The organism is Pseudomonas sp. QC2, from assembly GCF_002859085.1.
In the GTDB taxonomy this organism is placed as follows: domain Bacteria; phylum Pseudomonadota; class Gammaproteobacteria; order Pseudomonadales; family Pseudomonadaceae; genus Aquipseudomonas; species Aquipseudomonas petroselini.
The window spans coordinates 220,268-238,275 of the sequence record NZ_PKKS01000004.1 but is presented as its reverse complement, the minus strand read 5'-3'; the positions used below and the strand labels follow the sequence as shown (position 1 = coordinate 238,275).

At 61.6% G+C, this 18,008-nt stretch carries 18 protein-coding genes; 7 read left to right on the top strand and 11 right to left on the bottom strand.

Annotation, left to right across the window (positions count from 1 at the left end; all coding sequences use genetic code 11):
- Positions 1–28: 28 nt before the first annotated feature.
- From ppa to QCBJ_RS04905, 8 genes are all read right to left on the bottom strand, one after another.
- Positions 29–556 (bottom strand): inorganic diphosphatase, encoded by a 528-nt coding sequence (gene ppa / locus QCBJ_RS04940; RefSeq protein WP_003219382.1) that lies wholly within the window; start codon positions 554–556, stop codon positions 29–31.
- A gap of 109 nt (positions 557–665) precedes the next feature.
- Positions 666–1,481 (bottom strand): zinc-dependent peptidase, encoded by an 816-nt coding sequence (locus QCBJ_RS04935; protein WP_102060242.1) that lies wholly within the window; start codon positions 1,479–1,481, stop codon positions 666–668.
- 6 nt (positions 1,482–1,487) lie between these two features.
- The gene (locus QCBJ_RS04930) at positions 1,488–2,144 is read right to left on the bottom strand and encodes a DedA family protein (RefSeq protein ID WP_043205963.1); all 657 of its coding nucleotides are present in this window, start codon (positions 2,142–2,144) and stop codon (positions 1,488–1,490) included.
- 309 nt (positions 2,145–2,453) lie between these two features.
- Positions 2,454–2,912, bottom strand: coding sequence for an N-acetyltransferase (locus QCBJ_RS04925; RefSeq protein WP_015886085.1), 459 nt, complete (start codon positions 2,910–2,912; stop codon positions 2,454–2,456).
- 92 nt (positions 2,913–3,004) lie between these two features.
- Positions 3,005–3,838, bottom strand: a complete 834-nt coding sequence (gene eutC / locus QCBJ_RS04920; protein ID WP_102060241.1) for an ethanolamine ammonia-lyase subunit EutC — start codon at positions 3,836–3,838, stop codon at positions 3,005–3,007.
- Positions 3,835–5,229: an ethanolamine ammonia-lyase subunit EutB gene (locus QCBJ_RS04915; RefSeq protein ID WP_015886083.1), complete on the bottom strand. Its 1,395-nt coding sequence runs from the start codon at positions 5,227–5,229 to the stop codon at positions 3,835–3,837. Before QCBJ_RS04915 ends, eutC begins: the two co-directional genes overlap by 4 nt.
- A gap of 64 nt (positions 5,230–5,293) precedes the next feature.
- The gene (gene eat, locus QCBJ_RS04910; protein WP_093544214.1) at positions 5,294–6,727 is read right to left on the bottom strand and encodes an ethanolamine permease; all 1,434 of its coding nucleotides are present in this window, start codon (positions 6,725–6,727) and stop codon (positions 5,294–5,296) included.
- A gap of 208 nt (positions 6,728–6,935) precedes the next feature.
- On the bottom strand, positions 6,936–8,456 hold the full coding sequence (locus QCBJ_RS04905; protein ID WP_015886081.1) for an aldehyde dehydrogenase family protein: 1,521 nt from the start codon (positions 8,454–8,456) through the stop codon (positions 6,936–6,938).
- Between the two features lie 273 nt (positions 8,457–8,729).
- Here QCBJ_RS04905 and QCBJ_RS04900 point away from each other — a divergent pair, with 273 nt between their 5' ends.
- Genes QCBJ_RS04900 through QCBJ_RS04885 form a run of 4 tightly spaced genes read left to right on the top strand, consistent with a single transcriptional unit; the run spans position 8,730 to position 12,947 of the window.
- Positions 8,730–10,637, top strand: a complete 1,908-nt coding sequence (locus QCBJ_RS04900) for a sigma-54-dependent Fis family transcriptional regulator (RefSeq protein ID WP_102060240.1) — start codon at positions 8,730–8,732, stop codon at positions 10,635–10,637.
- A gap of 57 nt (positions 10,638–10,694) precedes the next feature.
- Positions 10,695–12,044, top strand: coding sequence for a UDP-N-acetylmuramate:L-alanyl-gamma-D-glutamyl-meso-diaminopimelate ligase (gene mpl, locus QCBJ_RS04895; protein ID WP_015886079.1), 1,350 nt, complete (start codon positions 10,695–10,697; stop codon positions 12,042–12,044).
- Entirely contained in the window at positions 12,041–12,670 is a 630-nt protein-coding gene (gene ubiX, locus QCBJ_RS04890) for a flavin prenyltransferase UbiX (protein ID WP_010206807.1), read from the top strand. Before mpl ends, ubiX begins: the two co-directional genes overlap by 4 nt.
- A complete protein-coding gene (locus QCBJ_RS04885; protein ID WP_015886077.1) occupies positions 12,663–12,947 on the top strand; it encodes a YceK/YidQ family lipoprotein in 285 nt (94 codons plus the stop codon). The genes ubiX and QCBJ_RS04885 overlap by 8 nt, the downstream gene beginning before the upstream one ends.
- A gap of 189 nt (positions 12,948–13,136) precedes the next feature.
- On the opposite strand, the gene QCBJ_RS04880 is transcribed toward QCBJ_RS04885, so the two are convergent.
- From QCBJ_RS04880 to QCBJ_RS04870, 3 genes are all read right to left on the bottom strand, one after another.
- Positions 13,137–13,778: an oxidoreductase gene (locus QCBJ_RS04880; protein ID WP_015886076.1), complete on the bottom strand. Its 642-nt coding sequence runs from the start codon at positions 13,776–13,778 to the stop codon at positions 13,137–13,139.
- A 29-nt stretch (positions 13,779–13,807) separates the two neighbouring features.
- Positions 13,808–15,526 carry a C13 family peptidase gene (locus QCBJ_RS04875; RefSeq protein WP_064052197.1) on the bottom strand — a complete coding sequence of 573 codons (1,719 nt, stop codon included), beginning with the start codon at positions 15,524–15,526 and terminating at the stop codon, positions 13,808–13,810.
- Between the two features lie 104 nt (positions 15,527–15,630).
- On the bottom strand, positions 15,631–16,086 hold the full coding sequence (locus QCBJ_RS04870; RefSeq protein WP_003194496.1) for a MaoC family dehydratase: 456 nt from the start codon (positions 16,084–16,086) through the stop codon (positions 15,631–15,633).
- Positions 16,087–16,262: 176 nt separating this feature from the next.
- Here QCBJ_RS04870 and QCBJ_RS04865 point away from each other — a divergent pair, with 176 nt between their 5' ends.
- The 3 genes from QCBJ_RS04865 to QCBJ_RS04855 are packed head-to-tail and all read left to right on the top strand — an operon-like array spanning position 16,263 to position 17,941.
- Positions 16,263–16,616 carry a CidA/LrgA family protein gene (locus QCBJ_RS04865; protein WP_015886074.1) on the top strand — a complete coding sequence of 118 codons (354 nt, stop codon included), beginning with the start codon at positions 16,263–16,265 and terminating at the stop codon, positions 16,614–16,616.
- Complete coding sequence (locus QCBJ_RS04860; RefSeq protein ID WP_102060239.1) at positions 16,613–17,329, top strand: LrgB family protein; 717 nt, start codon at positions 16,613–16,615, stop codon at positions 17,327–17,329. Before QCBJ_RS04865 ends, QCBJ_RS04860 begins: the two co-directional genes overlap by 4 nt.
- 21 nt (positions 17,330–17,350) lie before the next feature.
- On the top strand, positions 17,351–17,941 hold the full coding sequence (locus QCBJ_RS04855; RefSeq protein WP_015886072.1) for an LON peptidase substrate-binding domain-containing protein: 591 nt from the start codon (positions 17,351–17,353) through the stop codon (positions 17,939–17,941).
- The last annotated feature ends 67 nt before the right edge of the window (positions 17,942–18,008 follow it).

The window sequence follows — 18,008 nt, the reverse complement described above, 5'->3', positions numbered from 1 at the left end:
CAATTGCCGAAGCAATGAGGAACCGGTATCAGCCTTTGTAGGCAGCAACCGACTTCAGGATCTCGGCGCGGGCGGCGTCTGCGTTGCCCCAACCGTCGATCTTCACCCATTTGCCTTTTTCGAGGTCTTTGTAGTTCTCGAAGAAGTGCTTGATCTGTTCCAGCAGCAGTGGCGGCAGGTCGGTGTATTCCTTCACGTCGACGTACAGCTGGGACAGCTTGTCGTGAGGGACCGCGATCACTTTGGCATCGCCGCCGCCGTCGTCGGTCATGTTCAGGATGCCGACTGGGCGTGCGCGGATAACCGAGCCTGGAGTAACCGGATAAGGGGTTACGACCAGCACGTCGAGGGGGTCACCGTCGTCAGCCAGGGTGTTAGGGATAAAACCGTAGTTGGCCGGGTAGAACATCGGGGTGGCCATGAAACGGTCAACGAACAGGCAGTCGCTGTCTTTGTCGATTTCGTATTTGATCGGCGCGTGGTTGGCCGGAATCTCGATGGCGACGTAGATGTCGTTCGGCAGGTCTTTGCCAGCCGGAATCTTGCTGTAGCTCATTGGGCGTTGCCCCCGTTAGTTGGCCAAGAAACTTGGCCGGATTGGCCTAAAAGTGGCGGCGATTATAGGCACATTCCGCCGCCGATGCCATGCGCCAGACGTCGTACGGTCATTCGCCCTGCGACTGATAACGCGGGTCGTCGGCTTGCAGTCGAGTAAGGCGGGCCAGGGGATCCTGGCGATAAAAGCGGCTCAGTTGGGCGTACACCTGTGGATAACAACTGACCAGTAAATCCGGGGCGCTGAAAAAATACTCGCTGGTGACGGCAAAGAATTCCGCCGGGTTTTCAGCGGCGTAGGGGTCAATCTCAGTTTCAGCGTCCGGGTTGTCGTCCAACTGGCGATTGAGGTCGTCGTAGGCGCTTTGCATCACGCAGGCCCATTCCTGCACGCGCATGTCGTTGTGCAGCGGCGGCAGGCCGTTGGCGTCGCCGTTGAGCATGTCGAGCTTGTGCGCCAGTTCGTGGATGACCAAGTTGTAGCCTTCCCAGTTGCCGCTGGCGAGCACGCCGGGCCAGGCGAGGATCACCGGGCCTTGTTGCCAGGCTTCGCCGCTGTGTTCGCCGTCCCATTCGTGCTCGATGCCGCTGCTGTCGCGATGGCGCTGGGGGCTGACGAAGTCGTCGGGGTACAGCACGATTTCGTGAAAGCCCTGGTACCAGTCAAGGTCGCCGAGGTTCATCAGCGGCAGTTGCGCCTGGGCGGCGAGCAGCAGGCGTTGTTCCTGGTGCAGCTCAACGCCGGGCAGGGCGGTCAGGTGCTTTTCGGCGAGGAACACCACGCAGGCTTCGCGCAGCCACTGGTCCTGCTCGGGGCTGATGCCGTCGAGGAAGGTCAGGTGGTGGCGCACCCGTTGCCAGGTGTCCTCGGCAATCGGGTGCTTGGCCAGCAAGCGCCGGCGACGCCAGGCGCTGAGGGACCACATCGCAGGTTACTGCGGCTTGGCTTCGGAGGATGCGCGGCCAAAACGGCTGCGGAACACGCCAATAATCATCGGCACCAGCGACAGCAGGATGATGAACACCACCAGCAACGACAGGTTTTTCTTGATGAACGGTACGTTGCCGAAGAAGTAGCCCAGGGTCACCAGGCCGCCGACCCACAGAATGGTGCCGAGCACGCTGAACCCGAAGAACCGCGCGTAGGGCATTTTCGCGATACCGGCAACGAACGGTGCAAAGGTGCGCAGGATCGGCAGGAAGCGCGCCAGGGTCACGGTTTTGCCGCCGTGCTTGTCGTAGAAATCGTGGGTTTTTTGCAGGTAGTCGCGACGGAAGATTTTCGAGTTCGGGTTGTTGAACAAACGTTCGCCCAGCGTTCGCCCGATCACGTAGTTGGTACTGTCGCCCAGGATCGCCGCCAGCATCAACAAGCCGCCGAGCAGGACCGGGTCCATGCCGCCACCTGCCGCCACGGCGCCGGCGATGAACAGCAACGAATCACCCGGCAGGAACGGCATGACCACCAGGCCGGTTTCGCAAAAAATGACCAGAAACAGAATGGCGTAGATCCACGGACCGTAATTGGTTACCAGCAGGTCGAGGTACACATCGAGATGCAGGATAAGGTCGAGCGGGTTGAAATCCATGGATGGCACCTGTGTGAATGGCCCGGCTCAGCAGGCCTGTGCGGAAGCTCGGGTAATAAGGCTACAAGTGTATGCCGCATTTCTTACAACCCTGAAAGGTCCGCATTATACGGATTGAGTCGTGAAAAGCGTGTTGGTTTTGTAGCGGGGGATGTCGTGGTACTCGGGCTTGCAAGCGCTGCAGGGCTAAATGTGGGAGGGGGCTGTCCCCCGATGAGGCAGTGCCAGTTACAAATTGGCTGACTGACACACTGCTATCGGGGGCAAGCCCCCTCCCACATGAGATTTGAGGTGTTTGGGCTGCCGCGATCAATCCTCACTGATCGGCAGCGTGTAGTTCTTGAATTCGGTGTCTTCGCGAAACCCGATCGACTCATAGGTCTTCTGCGCCACTTCGTTGTCACTGCTGGTCGACACCCGCAGCCGCACCGCGTGGGTTTCCTTGGCCATCTTCTTCGCCGTGCGCATCAGGTTATCCGCCACCAGTTGCCGGCGAGCGTCCTCCGCCACATAGATGTCATTGAGGATCCACACCCGCTTGAGCGACAACGACGAAAAGCTTGGGTACAGCTGGCAAAAGCCCAGCAACTTCTTGTCGTCATCATCGGCCAGGGCCAGGTAAATCACCGACTCCTTGCGGCGCAGGCGTTTTTCCAGAAAGCCGCGCGATGAGTCCGGGAAGGGCAAGGCGCCGTAGAACTCACGGTATTTGACGAACAGCGGGGTCAACAGGTCCAGGTGTTCCAGGGTCGCTTGAGTAATCCGCATGCCAGGCCTCAACTTCCAAATGGGGTATGACCACACGAGCGGCCGTGACTCGATGCTGCCTAAAGGCACGAAAAAGCGCAATCGTGCCGCAATCAGTCATCCGGTGAACTGAGCAGGAAATTGCCTTTCATCAGGTCAGGATCATCGGATTCGAGGGTCTGGACCTGCGCCTCGTCCTTGAGATTGACCCCCGACAGTTGCCGCCGACACGCCTCTCGCATCAAGTAAAGCAGGCGGTGGGCCGCCATGCCGTAGCTCAGGCCTTCCAGGCGTACGTTGGAGATGCAATTGCGATAGGCATCCGTAAGGCCGACCTTGGGGTTGTAGGTGAAATACAGTCCCAGGCTGTCCGGCGAACTGAGCCCAGGCCGCTCGCCGATCAGGATCACCACCATCTTGGCACCGAGCAATTGCCCGATTTCATCCGCCACTGCCACGCGGCCTTGTTCCACCAGGATCACTGGCGACAAGGACCACCCTTCAGCGTGGGTTTGTTCCTCCATGCGCGTCAGAAACGGCAAGGTATGTTTATGCACGGCCAGTGCCGATAAACCATCGGCCACGACCACTGCCAAGTCCACGCCGCCGGGATTGGCTGAGGCGTGGTCACGCAAGGCCTGGGCCGATTCATCGCTGAGGCGCCGCCCCAGGTCCGGGCGTTGCAGGTAGCTGTGCCGGTCGGCAGCAGCGCTGTGCAGCAGCAGGCTGTCGCGGCCGCGTTCGGCCAATTGGCTGCTGAGGCCTGCATGATCAAAGGGTAAATGCACCGCGTCCCGCGCCTGAGCGTGGGCGAACTGAAAATCCAGCTGCGCGTTGGTGGGGATACTGGTGCCGGTGCGGCCCAGGGCGATACGGGCTGGCGTCAGGCGGCGCAGTTCCAGCCAGGGGTTGGCAGGCAGGTCGAGTTGCACAGGCGGCTCCTTCATCCCAATTGCGCCAAGGCTTGGCGAAACGCCGGTGGCAGGCTGTTGCCGAAGTGCACCTTGCCGTCGGCTTGCGTGAAGATGCCCATTTTCGCCAACCACTGCTCAAACTCCGGCGCCGGCTTCAACCCCAAGGTCTGGCGGGCGTACAAGGCGTCGTGGAACGAGGTGGTCTGGTAGTTGAGCATGATGTCGTCGGAGCCGGGAATGCCCATGATGAAGTTGATCCCGGCCACGCCCAGCAGGGTCAGCAGGGTGTCCATGTCATCCTGGTCGGCTTCGGCGTGGTTGGTGTAACAGATGTCGCAGCCCATCGGCACGCCGAGCAGCTTGCCGCAGAAGTGGTCTTCAAGGCCGGCGCGGATGATTTGCTTGCCGTTGTACAGGTACTCCGGCCCGATAAAGCCCACCACGGTGTTCACCAGGAACGGCTTGAAGTGCCGAGCCACCGCATAGGCGCGGGTTTCGCAGGTTTGCTGGTCGACACCAAAGTGCGCATTGGCCGACAAGGCGCTGCCCTGGCCGGTCTCGAAATACATCAGGTTCTGGCCCAACGTGCCACGATTGAGGCTCAGACCCGCTTCGTAACCCTCCTGCAGCACGCTCAGGCTGATGCCGAAACTGGCGTTGGCCGCTTCTGTGCCGGCAATCGACTGGAACACCAGGTCCAGCGGCACGCCACGGTTGATCGCTTCGATGGACGTGGTGACGTGGGTGAGTACGCAGGCCTGGGTCGGGATTTCGTAGCGCTGGATGATCGCGTCGAGCATCTCCAGCATGGCGCAGATCGAGGCGATGCTGTCGGTGGCCGGGTTGATGCCGATCATGGCGTCGCCGTTGCCATACAACAGGCCGTCGAGAATGCTCGCGGCGATGCCTGCCGGTTCGTCCGTCGGGTGGTTGGGCTGCAGGCGTGTGGATAAACGTCCGCGGAGGCCCAGGGTGCCGCGAAATTGCGTGACCACGCGGATCTTCTGCGCCACCAACACCAGGTCCTGGACGCGCATGATCTTCGACACGGCGGCGGCCATTTCCGGTGTCAGCCCTGGCGCCAAGGCGCGTAGGGCGTGTTCATCGGCCGCGTCGCTGAGCAGCCAGTCGCGCAGGCCGCCGACGGTCAGGTGGCTGACGGCGGCAAATGCCTGTTTATCGTGGGTGTCGATGATCAGGCGGGTGACTTCATCGCTTTCATAGGGGATCAGCACTTCTTGCAGAAAGTGTTTCAGCGGGATATTCGCCAACGCCATCTGCGCCGCCACCCGCTCACCGTCGTTCTGTGCGGCCACGCCGGCGAGAAAGTCTCCGGAACGCGCGGGGCTGGCCTTGGCCATCACGTCCTTGAGGCTGTCGAAGCGGTAGGTTTGAGCACCCACCGCGTGGGAAAAGCTTGCCATACAGTGTCTCCTTGATGGCGCGGGCCCACTGTGAGAATGGCACCCGCGTCGAGGTTTACGGCATCTAGTGCAGGGCGGCCTCTGCGGCCTGGATCGCCGCGAATTCCTCTTCGGGCGTACCCGCTACCAAGTGATGCCGGCTGTAGAAAGCAAAGTAAGCAATTAATACTCCATAGATGATCGCGGCGCCAATCACCACGCGCGGATCCACCAGAAAGCCCGCCACTACGGCCACACAGGCCAGCACCAGCGCAACGCCTGAGGTGAAAATACCGCCCGGCGTGCGGTACGGACGATCCATTTTGGGGCGACGGATGCGCAAGGTGATGTGCGCGGCCATCATCAGCACATAGGAAATGGTCGCGCCGAACACCGCTACCAGAATCAGCAGATCACCCTGGCCGGTCAGCGACAGGCCAAAGCCGATGATGCCGGGGATCACCAGGGCCAGCACGGGAGCCTTGCTTTTATTGGTCTGGGACAGTTTGCGCGGCAGGTAGCCGGCGCGGGACAGGGCGAAGATCTGCCGCGAATAGGCGTAGATGATCGAGAAAAAGCTCGCGATCAGCCCTGCGAGGCCGACCAGGTTGACGAAGCTGCCCATCCAGGTCGAGCCGCCGTAGGCCAAGGCCAGCGCTTCTACCAGTGGGTTGCCGGACTTGACCAGCGCATAAGTGCCGGCGCCCCCTGGAGCAATCACCAGGATCAGCAGGGCAAAACTGGTCAGCACCACAATGGCGCCGATCAAGCCGCGCGGCAGGTCGCGCTTCGGGTTCTTGGTCTCTTCGGCGGCCAGGGGCACACCCTCTACCGCCAGGAAAAACCAGATGGCATACGGAATCGCCGCCCACACACCCACGTAGCCGAAGGGCAGGAAAGTGCTGGCGCCCTTGGCCTCGCTCACCGGGATATCCAGCAGGTTGGCGACGTTGAAGTGCGGCACCATGGCGACCAGGAATACCCCCAGCGCAATCGCAGCAACGGCCGTAATCACAAACATCAGCTTCAAGGCTTCGCCGACACCGAAGATGTGGATGCCGATAAAAATGATGTAGAACGCCAGGTAAATCATCCAGCCGCCGATGCCGAACAGCGATTCGCAATAGGCGCCGATAAACACCGCGATGGCGGCGGGGGCGATGGCGTATTCGATCAGGATGGCCGTGCCGGTGAGGAACCCGCCCCAGGGGCCGAAGGCGCTGCGGGCAAAGCCGTAGCCACCGCCCGCGGTGGGGATCATGGACGACAGTTCGGCGAGGGAAAAACACATGCACAGGTACATGGTGGCCATCAGCAAGGTGGCCAGGAACATGCCGCCCCAGCCACCTTGGGCCAGGCCGAAGTTCCAGCCGGCGTAGTCACCGGAGATCACGTAGGCAACGCCAAGGCCGACTAACAGCACCCAGCCGGCGGCGCCTTTTTTCAATTCGCGTTGTTGGAAGTATTGGGAGTCGACTTTTTCAAAGTCGACGGATGAACTTGTAGGTTCGCTAGGCATGGGAAAGTACCTTTCGTTGTTATTTTTTTTAGTTCGGCATCTTTGTGCCGGATGCACTTCGCAAGTACTTATGAAGATCTAAAACGGTGGGAGTGGGCTTGCCCCCGATGACGGTGGATCAGTTAAAAAGTTAGGGGCTGACACACTGCAATCGGGGGCAAGCCCCCTCCCACATTTGATTGCATTTCAAATGTGGGAGGCGGGTTAGTTAAAAGAAGCCCAGTGGATTAATGTCGTAACTCACCAGCAAGTTCTTGGTCTGCTGGTAGTGATCCAACATCATCTTGTGGGTTTCACGCCCCACGCCGGACTTCTTGTAGCCACCGAATGCGGCATGCGCCGGGTACAGGTGGTAGCAGTTGGTCCACACGCGGCCCGCCTTGATCGCCCGGCCCATGCGGTAGGCGCGGTTGATGTCGCGGGTCCACACCCCGGCGCCCAGGCCGAACTCGGTGTCGTTGGCAATGGCCAGGGCTTCGGCTTCGTCCTTGAAGGTGGTGATGCTCACCACCGGGCCGAAGATCTCTTCCTGGAACACGCGCATTTCATTGGTGCCCTTGAGCAGGGTCGGCTGGATGTAATAGCCGCCGGCCATATCGCCGGTGAGCTTCTCGACCTTGCCGCCGGTCAGCAGTTGCGCGCCTTCGCCCTTGGCGATTTCCAGGTAGGACAGGATCTTGTCGAACTGCTGCTCGGACGCCTGGGCGCCGACCATGGTGTCGGTGTCGAGCGGGTCGCCACGTTTGATCGACTCGATCTTCTTCATCACCACTTTCATGAAGTCGTCGTAGATCGACTCTTCCACCAGTGCGCGGGACGGGCAGGTGCACACTTCACCTTGGTTGAAGAACGCCAGCACCAGGCCTTCGGCAGCCTTTTCGATAAACGACGGTTCGGCCTTCATGATGTCGGCAAAGAAGATGTTCGGCGACTTGCCGCCCAGCTCCACCGTCGACGGAATAATATTCTCGGCCGCCGCATGCATGATGTGCGAGCCCACTGGCGTGGAACCGGTGAAGGCAATCTTGGCGATGCGTTTGCTGGTGGCCAGGGCTTCGCCGGCTTCTCTACCGAAACCGTGCACCACGTTCAGTACGCCCGGTGGCAGCAGGTCGCCGATTAATTCCATCAGCACGTTGATGCCCAGCGGGGTTTGCTCGGCAGGCTTGAGCACCACGCAGTTACCGGCGGCCAGGGCCGGGGCAAGCTTCCATGCCGCCATCAGCAGCGGGAAGTTCCACGGGATGATCTGGCCAACCACGCCCAGTGGCTCATGGAAGTGATAGGACGCGGTGTGTTCATTGATTTCGGCGCTGGTGCCTTCCTGGGCACGGATGCAACCGGCGAAATAGCGGAAGTGGTCGGCCGCCAGCGGAATGTCGGCGTTGAGGGTTTCACGCACGGCCTTGCCGTTGTCCCAGGTTTCGGTAATGGCCAGCAGTTCGAGGTTCTGTTCGATGCGGTCGGCGATTTTCAGCAGGACCAGCGAGCGGTCCTGGGCCGAGGTCTTGCCCCAGGCGTCGGCGGCGGCATGGGCGGCGTCCAGGGCTTTGTCGATGTCTTTGGCCGTGGAGCGCGGGAATTCGGCGATGGGCTTGCCGTTGACCGGCGAGGTGTTGGTGAAGTAGTTGCCATCGACCGGCGCAACGAACTCGCCACCGATGTAGTTGCCGTACTTGGCCTTGAACGAAACGATGGCGCCTTCAGTACCGGGGTGTGCGTAACGCATGGTGGGTATCTCCTGGCTTTTATGTTTATTGGGAGCGCAGCGCAGCAAGCGCTTGATAAAGCGTAGAGCAAAGGTTGGGCCACCGCTTCGTGGGCCAGGGAAATCAAGGGCTTGGGCATTGTTGCAAGGCGTTGCTGTGGCAGGGCTGATACAGGTCATGTGACAGTTTGTGCCATATACGGTACAGCCCGTGACCAGTGGGTCGGCCCGGGATTGCATTGGTCGGATGGCTGGGGGATGCTGGGCGCTCTCACGCAGGGAGAATAATAAGAAATGCACAACGATCATTTCAGTCGCCATGCCCAGCAGGTGCTCACTGTGGCGCATGGCCGCGACCCGTCCAGCGACCCCTCCATCGCCCGCTCCTGGCTGCGTTGTCTGGAGGACTACCACCTCGACCCTGCGCAAACCATTGCCCCCACCGTGCTCGAACACGGCCGCCTGCTGGAAAGCCGCGAGCGTCTGCAACAGGTGCTGCACATCGCAGGCAGCGAGATGAACAGCCTGCATCAGCAGCTCTCGGGCGCGGGGCACGCCGTGCTGCTCACGGATGCGCGGGGCGTGATCCTCAACTGTGTCACTGCGCCGTCCGAGCGTAAGATTTTCGAGCGCGCCGGGCTGTGGCTGGGGGCGGATTGGAGCGAAGCCTGCGAAGGCACCAATGGCATCGGCACCTGCCTGGTGGAGCGCCAATCCCTGACCATCCATCGCGATGAGCACTTTCGTGGCCGGCATACCGGGCTGACGTGTTCGGCGAGCCCGGTGTTCGATCCCCACGGTGACCTGCTGGCCGTGCTGGATGTGTCTTCGGCGCGCGAAGCCGTGTCGCGCCAGAGCCAGTTTCACACCATGGCGTTGGTGAACCTGTCGGCGAAGATGATCGAGAGTTGCTACTTCCTGCGTCACTTTGAACACCACTGGTTGCTGCGTTTTCATCTGCAGGCGGAGTCGGTGGGCCTGTTCAGCGAAGGGCTGCTGGCGTTTGATGGCAACGGGCGCATTTGTGCCGTCAACCAGAGCGCGCTGAACCTGCTGGGGCAGCTGCGTGGCGGCTTGTTGGGGCAGCCGGTGGAGGCGTTTTTCGAATGCTCCCTGGACCAGTTGCTCGGGCGCGCCAGTGCCAATGCCACGGCCAGTTGGCCGCTGCGTACCCGTGATGGCCGGCCGCTGTTCGCGGCGCTGCGCGGCCAGGCGCGCAGCGTTCCCGCACCGGTCGCCAGGCCTGCCGTGGTGGAGCGGCCGCGCCTGCCCGGCATCTGCCTGGGCGATCCGGCGCTGCAACGGGACTTCAGCAAGGCGCTGCGGGTATTCGAGCGCGATGTGCCGTTGCTGATCAATGGCGAAACCGGTTCCGGTAAAGAGGCCTTCGCCAAGGCGGTGCACCAGGCCAGCCAGCGTGCCGACAAGGCATTCGTGGCGCTCAACTGCGCCGCCATCCCGGAAAGCCTGATCGAAAGCGAACTGTTCGGCTATCGCGGCGGCAGCTTTACCGGCGCGCGCAAAGAGGGCATGCAAGGCAAGTTGCAGCAGGCCGATGGCGGCACCCTGTTCCTCGATGAAATCGGCGATATGCCCCTGGCGCTGCAAACCCGTCTATTAAGGGTGCTGGAGGATCGGCTGGTGGTCCCGCTCGGCGGTGAGCCCCAGGCTGTGAATGTGCGAATTATCAGCGCAACCCACCGGAATTTGCTGGAGCGTGTGCAGGACGGCAGCTTCCGCGAGGACTTGTATTACCGGCTCAATGGCCTGGAAGTCGGGTTGCCCGCTTTGCGCGAGCGCAGTGATAAGTCCCAGTTGCTGGATTTCCTGCTGGTGCAGGAGGCCAACGGCGAAGCGGTGGCGCTCGACCCGGCGGCGCGTATGGCGCTGTTGGCATTTGCCTGGCCGGGTAACGTGCGCCAGTTGCGCACGGTGCTGCGTACGTTGGTGGCGCTGTGTGATGAAGGGCGCGTAGCGCTTGAGGACTTGCCCGCGCAGATTCGCCAGGCCCGCCCGGTGGTCTTCGCGCAGGCCAGGCCCGCAGAGTCGCCGCTGGAAGACGCAGAGCGCCTGGCATTGCTGACCGCTTTGCAGCAACAGCGCTGGCACATGACGCACACGGCGGAGCAGTTGGGCGTCAGCCGCAACACGCTGTATAGAAAGCTGCGCAGGCACGGCATTGCACGCCATGCCCTCAGCTAAAGGGTGCGATTTTCGCCCCCCTGCGCTAACCTGCCTCGATGTTTTACGAGGTCGACTATGCACATTCATATTCTCGGTATTTGCGGCACGTTCATGGGCTCGATGGCGGTACTGGCCAAAGAGCTGGGCCATCACGTCACCGGCTCCGACGCCAACGTTTACCCGCCCATGAGCACGCAACTCGAGGCTCAGGGCATTGCGTTGACCCAAGGCTACGACCCCGCGCAATTCAACCCGGTGCCGGACCTGGTGGTGATCGGCAACGCCATGTCGCGTGGCAACCCGGCGGTCGAGTACGTACTCAATAAAGGTTTGCCTTATGTGTCTGGCCCGCAATGGCTGGCCGACCATGTGTTGCAAGGCCGGTGGGTGCTGGCGGTTGCCGGCACCCACGGCAAGACCACCACCAGCAGCATGCTGGCCTGGGTGCTGGAACACGCGGGCATGAGCCCGGGTTTCCTGATCGGCGGTGTGCCGCAGAACTTTTCGGTATCCGCGCGTTTGGGCGATACGCCGTTCTTCGTGATCGAGGCAGACGAATACGACAGCGCCTTCTTCGACAAGCGCTCCAAGTTCGTTCACTACCGCCCGCGCACGGCGATCCTGAACAACCTGGAATTCGATCACGCCGACATCTTCCCCGATCTGCCGGCCATCGAGCGGCAGTTCCACCATTTGGTGCGCACTATTCCAAGCGAAGGCCTGGTGATCCACCCGACCACCGAGCCCGCCTTGCAGCGTGTGATCGAGATGGGCTGCTGGACCCCGGTGCAGACCACCGGGGCGGGCGGGCAGTGGCAGGTCAAGCTGCTCAGCGAAGACGGTTCCAAGTTTGAAGTGCTGTTCGACGGCGAAGCCCAGGGCATTGTCGATTGGGACATGACCGGCCAGCACAACGTCGCCAATGCCTTGGTGACCCTGGCGGCTGCGCGGCATGTGGGCGTGGTGCCGTCCATGGGCATTGCCGCCTTGAGCGCATTCAAGAGCGTAAAGCGGCGTATGGAAAAAGTCGCCGACGTGAATGGGATTACCATCTACGACGACTTTGCCCACCACCCGACGGCCATTGCTACCACATTGGATGGCCTGCGCAAGCGTGTCGGTGATGCGCCGATCATTGCGATCATCGAACCGCGTTCCAACTCCATGAAACTCGGCGCGCACCGCGATGGTTTGCCCGAAAGCGTCAACGATGCCGACGAGGCGGTGTGGTATGCCCCCGCCAACCTCGGCTGGGACCTGCCGGGCATCGCCGCCCTGTGCACCGTGCCCTCCACCGTCTGCGATAGCATCGAGGGCATCATTGAGCACGTTCGGCAGCAGGCCAAACCCGGTACCCACGTGGTGGTCATGAGCAACGGCGGCTTCGGCGGCCTGCACGGCAAATTGGCCGAGGCGCTGAAATGAGCGGGCCGGAACGTGTCACCCTGGCGATGACCGGTGCATCGGGCGCGCCCTATGGCCTGCGGCTGTTGGATTGCCTGGTGCGCGAAGAGCGCGAAGTGCACTTCCTCATCTCCAAGGCCGCGCAATTGGTCATGGCCACTGAGACCGACGTGGCGTTGCCGCCCAAAGTGCAGATGATGCAGGCCTTCCTCACTGAGTACACCGGTGCGGCGGCGGGGCAGATCAAGGTCTACGGCAAAGAGGACTGGATGTCGCCCGTGGCCTCCGGCTCGGGTGCCCCGGCGGCGATGGTGGTGGTGCCATGTTCCACGGGCACCTTGTCGGCGATTGCCACCGGTGCCTGCAACAACCTGATCGAGCGCGCGGCCGACGTCACCTTGAAGGAGCGCCGCCAGTTGATTCTGGTGCCACGTGAAGCGCCGTATTCGAGTATTCACCTGGAGCACATGCTCAAATTGTCGAACATGGGCGTGACGATTCTGCCGGCCTCGCCCGGTTTCTATCACCAGCCTCAGACCATCGATGACCTGGTGGACTTTGTAGTGGCGCGTATTCTCAACCTGCTGAACATCCCCCAGGACATGCTGCCGCGTTGGGGTGAACACCATTTGAGCAGCGATGAATAAGGCCCTGCTGATCTTGCTGGCGTTGCAACTCACGGGCTGCGCCACTGCGCGCACCTTGGATGCCGCGCAGCCAAACGCGCCAGTGGTGTATGCCGGCACGCGGTTGGATTTGTATGCAATGAACGGTGGTTGCTGCGCCAAGGATCGGTTTGGTGCTGAGGCGCCGACTTATCCGGGTGTGGACCTGCCGGCGAGTGCATTGCTCGATACCTTGTTGTTGCCGCTGTCGGTGTTGACGGTGCTGGGCGTTGGATTCAACGCCACAGGCGGCCTATAGGGCCCATCTTTGTAGTGAGCGGGCTTGCCCCGCGCTGGGCTGCGAAGCGGCCCCAATAAATACACCGCCGAACTTCAGGTAAACACCATTCGCCTGGTTTGGGGCCGCTTCGCGGCCCAGCGCGGGGCAAGCCCGCTCACTACAGGGAGATTTTCAGCCTTTGAACAGGCTTGCCCGGTCACCGCAACATTACTTACCTAGCTTGCGCAACTCATCCGATTCCACCACCCGCACCCCATCCTGCTCTTCCAGCGCCAGGCGCCACATGGCTCGCGCCAGTTCGCACACTTCGATGCCGTGGTACTTGCCCGGAATCAACCGCGACAACGGTCCGGCCAATTGTTCGGCCAAGCGCGGCTCCAACCGCTCCCCCAGCAGCAACGACGGCCGCACGATGGTCAGTTGTGGCCAGTCCTGGGTCTTCAGTGCCTGTTCCATTTCCCCTTTGACCCGGTTATAGAACACCGAGGATTTCGGGTCGGCGCCGATCGCGCTGATCACGATCAGGTGCCGCGCGCCCATTTCCCGCGCACGCTTGGCGAACGCCACGACCATGTCCAGGTCGACGGCGCGGAAGGCGGCTTCGGAGCCTGCCTGTTTGATCGTGGTGCCGAGGCAGCAGAAGGCGATGTCCACCCGGCCACTCAGTTGCGGCAGAAACACGGCCGGGTCGCCCACCGGGTTTTCGAGGCGTGGGTGTTCGGCCAATGGCTTGCGGCTGGGTGCGAGCACGCGGGTGACGGTGGGTTCGTTGAGCAGGCGGTCAAGCAGGTGTTCGCCGGTAAGGCCGGAAGCTCCGGCGAGCAAGATATGCTGAGGCGTCAGGTACATGGTGTTTCCCCCTTGTTACACAGTTCAGCTTAGTTGCCTTTGGCTTCCTTGCTATTCATTGAGACGCTTTCGAGCGCCTTTCGTGCCTGCTGTTTGCGTAATAATTGCCAGTGGGCGATGACGCCCTTGGGGGCCCAGATCTGCGGTTCGGAGGCTTCGAAGTTGTCCGCCTGTTCGCGTTCGGCCACCTGCAGTTGTGCCAGCTTGAAGGCTTGCTGCAAGTCGTCGGTCTGGTTGAAGGCTTGGGCGAAGAGGGCATCGCCAAAGTAGGTGAAGTCAGCTTCCTCGGAACACCCGAAGGACACCCGGTCGGCCCGCGAGGCGGTCATGATCAGGGTGCGTTCATCTTTCAGCGCCGGGATGAACCCGCCGGAGTAGCAGGCCGAAATCACCACGATTTTGTCGCGGTTCTTCAACGGTGCCAGTACGGCGGCCAACTCATCGGCAGGCAAATCGGCCAGCTCCATGCGCGGTTGGTCCAGCACCAGTTCGTGTTCGTGGGTGCCGTGGCTCGTCATGTAGATAAATACCAGGTCTTCCGGGCCGGTGCGCTCGGCCAGGGTTTGCACCGCGCGACGCAGGCTTTCGCGCGTGGCCAGGGGGCGGTCGGCGATGTGGTCGCGGTGATTGACCAGGCGGATCTGCCCACGCGCGCCGAACCGGGTGGCGAGCAGGTTACTGACGTAGTCGGCCTCGCGCAGGAACACGCTTTGTTTGCCGTCGCCGGCCACGGCCAGGGTATAGAGCTCTACGGCGGGGGTGGAGGCGGGCACGGCGGCAAGCGCCGCATCCAGCAGGTGGCCCTGGGCTAGTACGCCGATTTCCAGAGGGTCGGGCAACAGTTTTCCGTCGGCGTCGCGCACGCGCATGCCATTGACCCAGGTGCCGGCGTGTACGGTGCCGTCAGTAAGGACAAGGGTGCCTTTGCCTTGATAGCTGTCGCTGTCGAAACCACCGATATAGAAACTGCCGTCGGACAGGTTCAGGCGGCCCTCACCGGTAAAGCGCCAATCGCTGAACTGGCCGACATAGTGGCTGCCGTCGACGCCGATCAATTCGCCTTTGCCGCTGAGCGCGCCCTCCTTGAACTGGCCGATCCACACGTCGCCGTCGGCGTTCTCATAGCGGCCCTTGCCGTTGAGCTGGTTCTGTTTGAACTGGCCGACATAGATATCGCCGTCGGCACTGTTGAACGTACCGTTGCCTTCCAGTTGGCCATCGACGAAATGGCCGCTGAACTGGTTGCCGCTGTCATCGTTGCGCTGGCCTTCGCCATTCGGTTTGCCGTGGGCGAACTGGCCTTGATACTGACTGCCGTCAGCCAGTTCCAGACGACCGAGGCCCGAATACTGGTCGTCCTTGAATTCGCCGCGATAGGTCATTTGCCCCTCTTTGAGGGTGCCTTCGCCGTTGCGCCGGCCATTCTTGAAGCCGCCCACATAGTGGCTGCCCGCGGTGGTCAGGCTGCCCTGGCCATCGAACAAACCCTGCTGGAACTGGCCTTTATAGACTTCGCCATTGCTGCCATGCCACTCGCCCTGGCCGTGCCATTGGCCTTTGTCGAACTGGCCGGCGTACCAACTGCCGTTGGGGTAGTCCACGCGCCCCTGGCCTTGCAGCAAGCCATTGACCACATCGCCCCGGTAGCGTCCGCCGTCGGGCAGGCGCGCATCGGGCGGCAACAGCGATTCGCCATCTCCGCAAGCGGTGAGCAACAGGGCAAGGGCGAGGGGAGCGAGTGGGCGCATAGCGGGATCCGGATAATTGAGCGCCGAGTATGCCGCAGCTGCGAGTTACATACATAAATTTACATACACTGTGGTGAGGTTTTATCCCTCACCACAGGGAAGGCTTACACGAAGCAGAGCGACAACGACTCAGCAATGTAAGCCGGTTTTTCCTGCCCTTCGATTTCCAGGGTGGCGGTGGCCTTGAACAGCCATTGGCCAGGCTTTTTCTCGGTGACGTCGGTGAGGGTCACGTTCAGGCGCACCTTGGAGTTGACCTTCACCGGCTGGATAAAGCGCACACTGTCCAGACCGTAGTTGACCGCCATCTTCAGGCCTTCAGGCATGATCAGGATGTCTTCCATCAACTTGGGCATCAGCGACAGCGACAGGAAACCGTGGGCGATGGTGCTGCCAAACGGAGTCTGCGCGGCCTTGACCGGGTCGACATGGATGAACTGGTGGTCGCCCGTGGCCTCGGCGAACAGGTTGATGCGCGCCTGGTCGATGGTGAGCCACTCGGAACGTCCCAGTTCCTTGCCGACATAGTCTTTGAGCTGCGCTACGGGTACATAGGGCATTGCGTCTCTCCTTGGTTCATCATGCGGTGCACAACGTCGGGGTTTTATGGGTTACAGAGAACCAATGTAGATCATCATGGCCAATCAGCCCGGTCAACCCACCATGCTTTTGGCGAATGCCGGTGCATAGGGCGGGCGTGCTTATAATGCGGGCGAGTCTTGAGGGGGAAGAACGGATGCTGTTACGTGGCCTGACCTGGCTGGTGCTGTTTCAACTGATCGGCACCGCGATCAACCATTTGCTGTTGCCGGTGCTGCCGGGGCCGATCATCGGTTTGCTCCTGATGCTGGGCTTTCTGGTCTGGCGAGGTGAAGTCGGCGAGCCATTGAGCCTGGCGGCCAGCAGCCTGTTGCGGTACCTGCCGTTATTGCTGGTGCCGCCGGCGGTGGGGGTCATGGTGTATGCCAAGGACATCGCCGCTGATTTCTGGGCCATCGTCGGCGCGCTGGTGCTGTCGCTGGTGATCGCCATGGGCTTTGTCGGCGTGCTGATGCAACAGATGGTCAAGCGCAAGGAGAAGGATCAATGACCTTCGACTGGCAGGGCGCGTGGACGGCGGTGATCCACCATCCGTTGTTTGGCATCGGCATCACCCTCGGCGCTTATCAAGTGGTACTCGCAGGTTTCGAGAAAACCCGCTGGATCTTCCTGCAGCCGGTGCTGGTGTCCATGCTGCTGGTGATCGGGGTGTTGCTGACCTGTGGCCTGAGCTACGCCGAGTACCGCAAGAGCACCGAAATCATGAGCATCCTGCTGGGCCCGGCGACGGTGGCCCTGGCCGTACCGCTTTATTTGAACCTGCGGCGCATCCGCCAATTGTTCTGGCCGATTTTTACTACGCTGGTGGTAGGCGGGGTGCTGGCTACCGGGCTCTGTGTCGTGCTGGGTAGGTGGTTTGGCGCCGAACACATGATGTTGATGACCATGGCGCCTAAGTCGGTGACCTCGCCGATTGCCATGCTGGTGGCCGAGCAGATCGGGGGCGTGGCGGCGCTGGCGGCGGTGTTTGTGCTGATCACCGGGGTGGTGGGTGCGATGATCGGCCCGGCGTATTTGTCACGGTTGGGCGTGTACAGCCCGGAAGCGCGCGGCATGGCGCTGGGCATGACCGCCCATGCTGTCGGCACCTCGGTGGCCTTGCAGGAAAGCGAAGAGTGCGGCGCCTTTGCAGCGCTGGCCATGAGTCTGATGGGCGTGGCCACGGCAGTGTTCCTGCCGCTGGCCGTGTCGGTGATCGTTTAAACCGGGTTTAAGGAAACCTTTATGAGTCTGGCGCTGTTCCCGCTCAATACCGTGCTGTTCCCTGGCTGCACCCTCGACCTGCAATTGTTCGAGGCGCGCTACCTGGACATGATCAGCCGCTGCATGAAAAAAGGCGAAAGCTTCGGCGTGGTGTGCATCCTCGACGGCAAGGAGGTAGGCATGGCCCCGGACGGCTACGCGCTGATCGGCTGTGAAGCGCTGATTCGCGACTTCAAGCAGCAGGACAACGGCCTGCTGGGCATTCGCGTGGAAGGCGGTCGCCGGTTCCGGGTACGTGACGCCGGCGTGCAGAAGGACCAATTGCTGGTGGCCGACGTGCAATGGCTCGAAGACCTGCCGGACCAGCCGCTGGAAGAAGAGGATGCCGACTTGCTGGCGCTGCTGCAGGCATTGGCCGAGCACCCGATGGTGGCCTCGCTGGACATGGACGCCCGCGCCGAAGGGCAGCAAGCCTTGGGCAACCAGCTGGCGTATCTGCTGCCCTTCACCGAGGCCGACAAGATCGACCTGCTGCAACTCGATGACCCGCAGCAGCGGCTGGATGCGATCCAGATGTTACTGGATGAGTTGCAGGGTGAGCTGTTCAACTGACTTCGGAAATATCCGGCGTTGTTATCAGACGTTCCTTCGTTGTCCCGTGCGCGGGGCCTGAAATAGT